General features: G+C 31.4%; 9 protein-coding genes and 1 pseudogene. 2 read left to right on the forward strand and 8 right to left on the reverse strand.

The features are described from left to right. Positions 1-907 precede the first annotated feature (907 nt). From ACVC08_RS00555 to ACVC08_RS00570, 4 genes are all read right to left on the reverse strand, one after another. On the reverse strand, positions 908-1,525 hold the full coding sequence (locus tag ACVC08_RS00555) for a class I SAM-dependent methyltransferase (RefSeq protein ID WP_452600565.1): 618 nt from the start codon (positions 1,523-1,525) through the stop codon (positions 908-910). 313 nt (positions 1,526-1,838) lie between these two features. Then, positions 1,839-2,210, reverse strand: a complete 372-nt coding sequence (locus ACVC08_RS00560; RefSeq protein ID WP_452600566.1) for a cupin domain-containing protein — start codon at positions 2,208-2,210, stop codon at positions 1,839-1,841. A gap of 9 nt (positions 2,211-2,219) precedes the next feature. After that, a complete protein-coding gene (locus ACVC08_RS00565) occupies positions 2,220-2,687 on the reverse strand; it encodes an N-acetyltransferase family protein (protein ID WP_452600567.1) in 468 nt (155 codons plus the stop codon). 3 nt (positions 2,688-2,690) lie between these two features. After that, positions 2,691-3,719 (reverse strand): threonine aldolase family protein, encoded by a 1,029-nt coding sequence (locus ACVC08_RS00570; RefSeq protein WP_452600568.1) that lies wholly within the window; start codon positions 3,717-3,719, stop codon positions 2,691-2,693. Positions 3,720-3,813: 94 nt separating this feature from the next. Between ACVC08_RS00570 and ACVC08_RS00575 the strand changes: the two genes are divergently transcribed. Continuing rightward, complete coding sequence (locus tag ACVC08_RS00575; protein ID WP_452600569.1) at positions 3,814-4,167, forward strand: winged helix-turn-helix transcriptional regulator; 354 nt, start codon at positions 3,814-3,816, stop codon at positions 4,165-4,167. A 162-nt stretch (positions 4,168-4,329) separates the two neighbouring features. On the opposite strand, the gene ACVC08_RS00580 is transcribed toward ACVC08_RS00575, so the two are convergent. From ACVC08_RS00580 to ACVC08_RS00595, 4 genes are all read right to left on the reverse strand, one after another. Further along, positions 4,330-4,917, reverse strand: a complete 588-nt coding sequence (locus ACVC08_RS00580; protein ID WP_452600570.1) for a TlpA family protein disulfide reductase — start codon at positions 4,915-4,917, stop codon at positions 4,330-4,332. Positions 4,918-5,083: 166 nt separating this feature from the next. After that, positions 5,084-5,833 (reverse strand): lipocalin family protein, encoded by a 750-nt coding sequence (locus ACVC08_RS00585; RefSeq protein WP_452600571.1) that lies wholly within the window; start codon positions 5,831-5,833, stop codon positions 5,084-5,086. A 201-nt stretch (positions 5,834-6,034) separates the two neighbouring features. Further along, positions 6,035-6,901 (reverse strand): nuclear transport factor 2 family protein, encoded by an 867-nt coding sequence (locus ACVC08_RS00590; protein WP_452600572.1) that lies wholly within the window; start codon positions 6,899-6,901, stop codon positions 6,035-6,037. An 83-nt stretch (positions 6,902-6,984) separates the two neighbouring features. Beyond that, the gene (locus ACVC08_RS00595) at positions 6,985-7,857 is read right to left on the reverse strand and encodes a helix-turn-helix domain-containing protein (protein WP_452600573.1); all 873 of its coding nucleotides are present in this window, start codon (positions 7,855-7,857) and stop codon (positions 6,985-6,987) included. Positions 7,858-8,232: 375 nt separating this feature from the next. Here ACVC08_RS00595 and ACVC08_RS00600 point away from each other — a divergent pair. Continuing rightward, a pseudogene (locus ACVC08_RS00600) lies at positions 8,233-8,447 on the forward strand (IS110 family transposase); the annotation flags it as partial.

The raw sequence follows: 8,447 nt of genomic DNA on the forward strand, positions 1-8,447 counted from the left end.
TCCTTTTGCATAACTAAGCTCTACAGCTTTATGTTTAAATTCTTTGGTGTAAAAATTTCGTGGTTTTGACATTGTTATTTTATTAAAGTTTATAAATATATAAACTCGCTTCTTACTGTCCTGTCAAATATAGCATGTCCACTTGTTTTTCAATAGCGTTTTCTGTACTGTCTGCAATAGCTTGTAATTTGTTTTTAAGTTCATTGTTAGTCATAGTATTATATAAGGATTAACGAATAATACGCTGACAGGAAATACCTTTGTGGGAGTCTTTTTTGACAAGGAGGAACTGCAAGGCAGGCAAATCCTTGCGAAAAAACGACACAAAGGTACTGTTCAAGTATTTATTTGGTTCTTATATAGTACGCTTGACTACAAGGTAAAAACAACAAGCTATTGAGCATAAAAAAACACCTTGAAAAAAAACAAGGTGCTGAAAACGAGTAATAGGGATATCGTTTTATGTACTTAGGAAGATAATATTATTTCTTTTTCTTTATTCTCCAGCCATCATCAAATTTAATAAGGGTAACTTCTTCTTCTCACTCTTCATGTGAACATTCAACTTTTTTATTCCTACCATATTGATTCCTCAGATTGTGTAATCTGTGATATAGCGCAAGCAAATAAGGTTATGCACTTGTCTGCTATAGCATATAACTTGAAAAAATATTTGAAATTTATAAATAGAACTATAAAAAGTGAGGCAAGCACTCAAGTTTCTATTATTAAACAAAACAACATGTTTTTACAACGTGTAAGCGTCTTTTTAAAGGGTCTAAAAATTTAACTTAGTTTACTCTTAAAAAACACAAAAGCCTCTTAAAAAGAGGCTTGTAGAAAATTATTTTATGTGAAATTATAGGCTTGTGCAACGGTTACCTGTGTTAGCCACTGGCTTTTTTGTTCAGTTCTTTTGTTTTTTAAAACTACAAAACAAAAAGTTCTGCGTTGTGTCAAAAGGCGTTAAGTGATCTTCTGTTACGCACTTAATTTTATCAAAACCATCTTTCAATTCCGATGTTAATTCCTCTTCATTATATTGTTTTATTTCAAGTCCGCTACATTTTTTAGGTCCATTTTGTGAAAAGGTTCCGATTGTCAAGAATCCGTTCACAGATTTTCTTGCGGTCTTCATATATTTTTTTATCTGGTCGGTCGTAGTGAGAAAATGAAATGTTGCTCTGTCGTGCCAAACATCAAAAGTCATATTTGGGTTAAATTCAGTAATATCACTTACAATCCAATTTACTTTGTTCGCTTTTTCTCCAAGTCGGTTTTTTGCTTTTTCAAGTGATTTAGAAGAAATGTCAAGAACACTAACATTTTCAAATCCTTCATCAAGCAGGTAATCCACAAGTTTACTATCGCCACCGCCAATATCTATTATTTTCGCAGTTTTCTTTAGTCCGAATGAATGTATGAATTCAAGTGAGGTTTTTGGTGTTTCTTGTGTCCAACTTACTTGGTCTGGATTTTTAGTTTCATAAACTGTTTCCCAATGTTTTTTTCTATCTAATATCATTGTTAAGTTCGTTTTTTTCTGCTTGTGGCTAACGGGCTCGTACAAGAGCAGTAGCGGATTAAAATACAACTACTTTTCGGAATAGCAAAATACCTAATTAAATGTAAAAACTGATTGAATTAATACCCAAACTGTTATTGCAATTATACATCTTAAGTCAGCATTTTATAAATTTAAAGATATTAATCAGAAAGAAAAAAGCGTAGAATAAGGTTATGATATACTTTGAAACCTCGATTTTGCCAACAATGAAAACCCCTGTTTTTAACTGACTAATCAATGAACTATATACATCTTTGTTTGCAGTTGGGGTTTAATTCCCAGTTGCGGTAATGTGCTTTGTTTCTACCATAAGCATAACCACTTTTTTTGGTGCCCTTGTTCTATGTTTTACATTTTTTGAAATAGTCGTCCCTTGATTTGGATTTAATTCAATAGTTTTATCTTCTAAATCAATATATAATGTGCCTTCTATTACAAAAAAGAATTCATCTTCAAATTCGTGTTTGTGCCAATGGTATTCTCCTTCAATAATACCGAGTCTAACAACACTTTCGTTTACTTGAGTGAGTGTTTGGTTTAACCAGGGCTGTGTATTTTCAGCAACTAATTTATTAATATTTATCACTTCTGAATGTTCAAAGGCAATATTCATATTGTTTTGATAATTTATCTTTTTTTTCATTGTTTTTAATTAAAATGTTATTTCTTGAATAGCTCTTATATCAAAATCACAATTATACCATTCCGAATCTAATTTAGCTCCCATTTTCTTGTATAAACTAACTGCTGGTTCGTTCCAATCTAACACTTGCCAACGTACTCTATTACATTTCTCTGCCTTTGCCACTTCAAATAATCTTTGCAAAAGTTGAGTGCCTATTTTATGTCCTCTATATGTTTGTTTCACATATAAGTCGTCCAGATACAATGATTTTCCTACCCAAGTATAGTATGCAAAGTAGTATAATGCCATTCCAACAATTTCTTTAGTCTCTGGTGTTTCAGCCACAAAGCATTTAAAAAAATCTTTTTCTGCTCGCATCTGTTCAATCGAATTGGCCACTTGGTCTTCTGCTTTTTCATAAACAGCTAATTCTTTTATTAAGGCAATTATTTGCGGAAAGTCTTTTTCTTGTGCATTTCTTATAGTAATATTCATAGGTTAATAATTATTTAATTCTTTAATAAATTTATCCACTTTATTTTCTTGTGTTGCCCAAGAAGTTACCAAACGTAGCACCGTAAAATCTTCATCAACCTTGCTCCATTTATAGAAATCGAACTTGCTTTCTAATTTCTTAATCAAGTCATTTGGAAGTATTGGGAATAATTGATTGGTTGAAGATTCAGATGAGAGTTTGAATCCATTAATTTCTATAGCTTCCGATAGTTTTGCTGCCATTTTATTTGAATGTTTTGCTAAACTAAATAGTAAATCGTCTTTAAATAACTCCAGAAACTGAATCCCTAAAATCCGCCCTTTAGATAACATGGCACCACGTTGTTTTATGTGAAATGGAAAATCTTTTTTTATACTTTCATTTTGAATTATAATAGCTTCTCCAATTAAAGCTCCGCTTTTTGTGCCGCCAATGGTAAATACATCAGTTAGTTTAGCTATATCTGTCAAGGTCATATCATTTTCTACAGATGTTAATGCTGAGGCTAATCTTGCACCATCTAAAAAAAGATATAAATCATTTGTTTTACAAAAAGAAGATAATTCCTCTAATTCGGCTTTAGAATAAATAGTTCCAATTTCTGTGGCGTTAGAAATGTATACCATTTTTGGTTTTACAACATGAGCTCCAAAATCATGTTCTTCAAGAACTGCTTTAATATCTTCCTTTGTTAGTTTCCCATCAGTTTTAAATACCGAATGTATTTTATGACCTGTTGCCTCAATTGCTCCTGCTTCTCTTAATATGATATGTCCAGTATTTACAGAAATAACAGATTCGTGAGATTTTAATGTGGCAGATACAATTATTAAATTTGCTTGTGTTCCTCCCGAGACGAAATACACGTTACTATTTGAATTTCCTATTTTACTTTTGATTAATTCCTTCGCCTTTTCAGAGTGTTCGTCCTCTCCATAGGGAGTTTGTTGCGACATATTAGAGTTTACTAATGCTTCTAATATTTTTGGGTGAGCACCTTCACTATAATCGTTTAAAAAACTATATTTCATATACTATACTAATTATAGTGGCAATATTAAGTATAGTTTTTTAACTTTGCAATAACTATCCAAATGGATAGCTTCATTCTTTAGTTTTAAAAAAATGGAAGTATATAAATTAAATGATAAGATTTACCCTTGTAGTACAACAGTAACTATGGATTATATAGGTGGCAAATGGAAAACCGTTATTTTATGGTATTTGGCAATTTCTCCGCATAGATACAGCGAATTGCGAAAAAAATTAATGATGGTTACTGAACGTACACTAAGTCTACAACTAAAACAATTAGAAAAAGACGGATTGATTAATAGAAAAGTATATGTAAAAAAAGCACCTATGAAAGTTGAATATTCCTTGACTGAATTTGGAAAATCTTTGATTCCGTTATTGAATATGCTCTCCGACTGGGGCGAAAGGGTGGTGAGTGAAAAAGGTGAAGTTATAAATTCGTAAGGAACTTTTGCTCGGAGGACTCAAGCTTACTGCCAACGTTCTCGTATAATAATAGTAGCAGATTTTTATGCACTTGCTGTTCAGCTTTGTACTCGCGTATAATTTTGAAACTTATTTTAGATTAAGCGATTAAACCGCTATTATTTATATGTTTTGTTGGCACTAGTTATTCCCTTTTGATAATTCTTTTATAAAAACTCCTTTTAATCCAGATGGTTTATTATTAAGCATGTTTATGATAACATTTTCCGTTAGCATATTTGGGTTCGTTATTGCCTCAACGTTTCCCCTTTTATCAATTAAGACTGTAGAAGGAAAAGCAACTGGACCATAAATCTCTTGAGTAGTTATCCCAGTATTATCACTAACAACAATGGTCTTAAGTGGGTGTTTGTTAAGTACACTCTTAATTTTAGATATAGCTTGTTCTCCCTTGTCTCCACTAATAGATATGAAAACAACATCTTGATTCTTAAAAGTATCAGCAAGTGTATTAATATGGGGAAACATTTTTATACAAGGAGCGCACCAAGTCGCCCAAAACTCAATAATAACAACTTTACCTGTCAAGTTTTCTAAAGAAATATCGTTAATTGATGTTGGATTATAAACTATGTCGCCTTTTATCTCTGGAGCTTTCAAGCCTTCCTTTATGTTCATGAAAGGCTTCATTTGCTTGCTATTATTTTGAGCCTGTATATTTAATAAATGAAGAGTAAAAAATATAAAAAGGAGCGTTAATTTTTTCATTTTATTTAAGTTTTTAAAATTCTCAGATATTAAATATTTTTTCATAAAGATTAAACACAAAGGGTGTTTATAAACAAAGTAGCAGTTTTATAATTAACACCTTTTGGGTTTAGCACAGACTGCTAATTTATTATCTTTCACTTTTGTCTTGAACAGACCATAACCATTATGAACAGACCTCAATTCCCCATTCAGTATGACCTCGACCATGCTGGCATTTCCAATTCTTTTTGAGAGAAATAATTATCCATTTGTCATTTTCTCTTTTAAGCTCCAGTATATATTTTTCTCCCTTTATTGAATCATCTAGTAAATTGTCGTGAATTAACGTTACGATTGTATTTCTGTCATCTCCAATTTTTTCAGAAATTTCTATAATTTCATTACCCTCTCCTGTTTCTTTTTCGGTGGGGTAATATAATTTCATTACTTCCTTCGCAGATATGTTTTTATTACTTTCAGTTAGCTTTTTTGTTAACTCATCTGTATTTATAATTTCAAATTTTTCATTTGATTTTTTATATGTAAACAATCTGTTTCCTGATTTTAAAATCATTTCGTTTTCATCGAGTTTTTGTATTTCAAACGTCTCATCATCAATAGAAGAAGTCCCATTCCCAATACTCTCAATGGTAAAGGTTATATTGTTGCTGTTTACCTGCCAGTTCTTATATATCAATGTTGCCATATTATCTGAACGTGCTGTACCATCATCAAATAGCGTAAAGTTTAAAGCAGATTCAGCAGTATCTATCCAAGACCCAACAATTAATGATTTATCAATTTTTAAATCGTTCGTTTTCGTTGCCTCTACTTCAAGTTTTGTTTCTTTATTATTGTTCTCTTTTTGTGCATCTTTACACGAATACAACATGATTAAAGCGAAAATCAAACAACCAATTTCTATTTTTTTCATTTCTATTTTTTTAATAAATACTAATTTTAACTTGAAGCCGTTCTGGCTAAATGTTGAGCATCGGTCTCCTAATAAACGCAGTAGCAAATTTAAGGGTCTTTAGTTTTCGGTTTGACACAGACTTTGTTAATATTTACTTAATTTTATTATATCCAATAAAGTCGCTATTGCGTTTTTACAATGTTGGGTACTGGGCTTTTATCAGAACTTTCCGTTTTCGTTCAGCCATTCACTTTTTGGAATAATGGTTTCAATAACATCCCAATGTTCTGCAATTTTTCCTTTCTCAACTCTGAAAAGGTCATAAAATGAAGTATGCTTGTTGGCAAATGAACCTTCGCTAACGACCAACACAAAATTCCCTTCTCCCAATACTTTGTGAACCTTGTCATATTTCATAGTAATGTCTTGTGAAGCCATATATTCCAATGCGTTTCCAAGTCCAGAAAGTCCATCTGCAATCTGTGGGTTGTGCTGAATGTAATTGTCTCCATCAAAATATCCTGTCAATTTTTCCATTTTTCCGTTTACCAAAATATCATTTACGAAGTTTTCTACCAATGCTTTGTTAGCTTCGGTTTTGTCTAAATCCGTAATTTCAGTTGTTCCGTCAATCATTGTGTGCCCACTTGGGTTTGGATTTTCTGGTATTTCTTGTAGATTGTCCCAGTGTTCTACAATTAAACCGTTTTCAAATCGAAAAATGTCAAATCCAATTTTAGGACCGAAAAAATTGTAATCGGTTTGAGTGAATACCAAATCTCCATCTTGAAACGCTCTTACCGTATTAACTCTTGCCGAATTCGGCGGAAGCTGTTGCAATAATGCTCCAAAGCCTGCAAGTCCGTCCGCCACACCAAGGTTGTGTTGAATATACGTATTTTGGTTAATGTATCCAACTGGTTCTTGAGCTCCTGTTTCTATACTTTTTAAAAGAGCAACTACTTTTTCTTTGTTTGAAATTTCCATATTTTCTTCTTTTTTAGTTTTTAAACTTTTTTGTTGTCCATTGCAAGCAGTTAAACCTATTGCTAAAACTACGGTTGCACTTAATAGTATCTGTTTCATTTTTTTGATTTTAATTTGATACTGCAAAGTTGCAATGAAGAAGAAGAAAAGGAACGATAAAAAAAGTCCTTTGAATGATACTTTTACGCCATATTGAATTCTGTCCTGAATTCGACAGGTGTTTTATCAGTATGCTTTTTGAAGTATTTAATGAAGTTTGTAGGTTCTTCAAAACCTAATGAAAACCCTATTTCTTTGATGCTTTCATTTGTATGGGCTAATAATCTTTTTGATTCCAACAAAACTCTGTCGTCAATGATATTTTTAGGTGTTTTTCCAAAAATTTTAGAAGTAGCCTGATTAAGCCTTTTTGGTGTTATGTTCATTTGTTGACAATAAAAACTAACCTTTTTGTGAGTTATGAAATTGTCATCTAATAACGTTTTGAAAAGCAATGTTTGTTCAAGGTTGGTATCTTTATTTAATTCGATAAAATCTTGTTTTCGTCTTTCTCTTTCGCAATGCAGTAAAAAATTATGCAAACCGTTTCGAAGCAAGTCAGATTGATAATTGTCTTTAGGATTCTTTAATTCAGTTTCCAATAATTGAAAAATAGTCTCAAGAATAGAAGTTTTCTGGGGTATTTGAATCTGTGATATGGAAAGTAAGTCGTTGAACAGAATACTACTTCTTAAAAACTTTGTATCATCTTCTGTTTTGCAGAAAAAGTTGTCGGTAAACAAAAATGCTTTTCCATTGAATTTTGTTTTATTATCAAAAATTTGAACGCTATTTTTATTTACAAATAATAATGAGTTCGATTCAATTTTTATTGGTTTGAAATCGACAAAATGTGTTGGTGAGCCATTTTGAAACCACAAAATTTGATAAAATTCCGCTCTGTGAGGTTTTTTTATTTCTTCGGAAAACTTGTTAAAAAGTAAGTCAAAATCTATAATTTCAAATTCCTGCGGAAGTCCTTCTTTGAAATCATATTTTTGAATTTTATCTTTCACTCTTTAAATTGGTTCTGAAGTTTTTACGCCTTGTGCCTAACGGTTTTGTGTATGGTTAGTTGCGTGTTTCAGCAACTAATTTAGTAAACAAAAACGAATGCGAGAAAATTCCGAAGGAATTTTCCAAATAAGCACTTACCAAAGCAATTAATTATACACGGCTTAAGTTTGTCTTTCACTAAATTTATATAATAAAATAGAAAGAACAAAAGAGAGAAATAAGGATTACTATACACGGTGAAGCTAAGACTTCGACAACATTGATAATCCTCTCCCTTTAACTACTTAAACTTCGTTCAGTTCTGTGAGACCTAGATCTCGTTTTCAAGTTGTTGAAATGTGAGTAGCATCTGTTCTTTCCAAAATTCAGTTCTTATGATTAAAGATAGAAAAATTTATGGTATTGACATTAGTAAATCTGTATTTGATATTTACAGTAAATCTAAAGCTCATGTTGAATTAAAAAATGATGAATCTGGTTTTAAACAACTTTTAAAAAGTTTACCAAAAAAGGCATTAGTAGTTATGGAAGCTACTGGCTATTATCATTATCGCTTGGCTCAATTTTTATATAAAAATGGAGTTGTAGT

Source organism: Pontimicrobium sp. MEBiC06410 (assembly GCF_053601615.1).

Excerpts from the sequence above, each read along its gene's own strand:
- ACVC08_RS00575 (WP_452600569.1), top strand. The coding sequence starts at position 3,814 with ATGGAAGTATATAAATTAAATGATAAGATTTACCCTTGTAGTACAACA.
- ACVC08_RS00555 (WP_452600565.1), bottom strand. The coding sequence starts at position 1,525 with ATGATATTAGATAGAAAAAAACATTGGGAAACAGTTTATGAAACTAAA.
- ACVC08_RS00590 (WP_452600572.1), bottom strand. The coding sequence starts at position 6,901 with ATGAAACAGATACTATTAAGTGCAACCGTAGTTTTAGCAATAGGTTTA.
- ACVC08_RS00580 (WP_452600570.1), bottom strand. The coding sequence starts at position 4,917 with ATGAAAAAATTAACGCTCCTTTTTATATTTTTTACTCTTCATTTATTA.
- ACVC08_RS00560 (WP_452600566.1), bottom strand. The coding sequence starts at position 2,210 with ATGAAAAAAAAGATAAATTATCAAAACAATATGAATATTGCCTTTGAA.
- ACVC08_RS00570 (WP_452600568.1), bottom strand. The coding sequence starts at position 3,719 with ATGAAATATAGTTTTTTAAACGATTATAGTGAAGGTGCTCACCCAAAA.
- ACVC08_RS00565 (WP_452600567.1), bottom strand. The coding sequence starts at position 2,687 with ATGAATATTACTATAAGAAATGCACAAGAAAAAGACTTTCCGCAAATA.
- ACVC08_RS00585 (WP_452600571.1), bottom strand. The coding sequence starts at position 5,833 with ATGAAAAAAATAGAAATTGGTTGTTTGATTTTCGCTTTAATCATGTTG.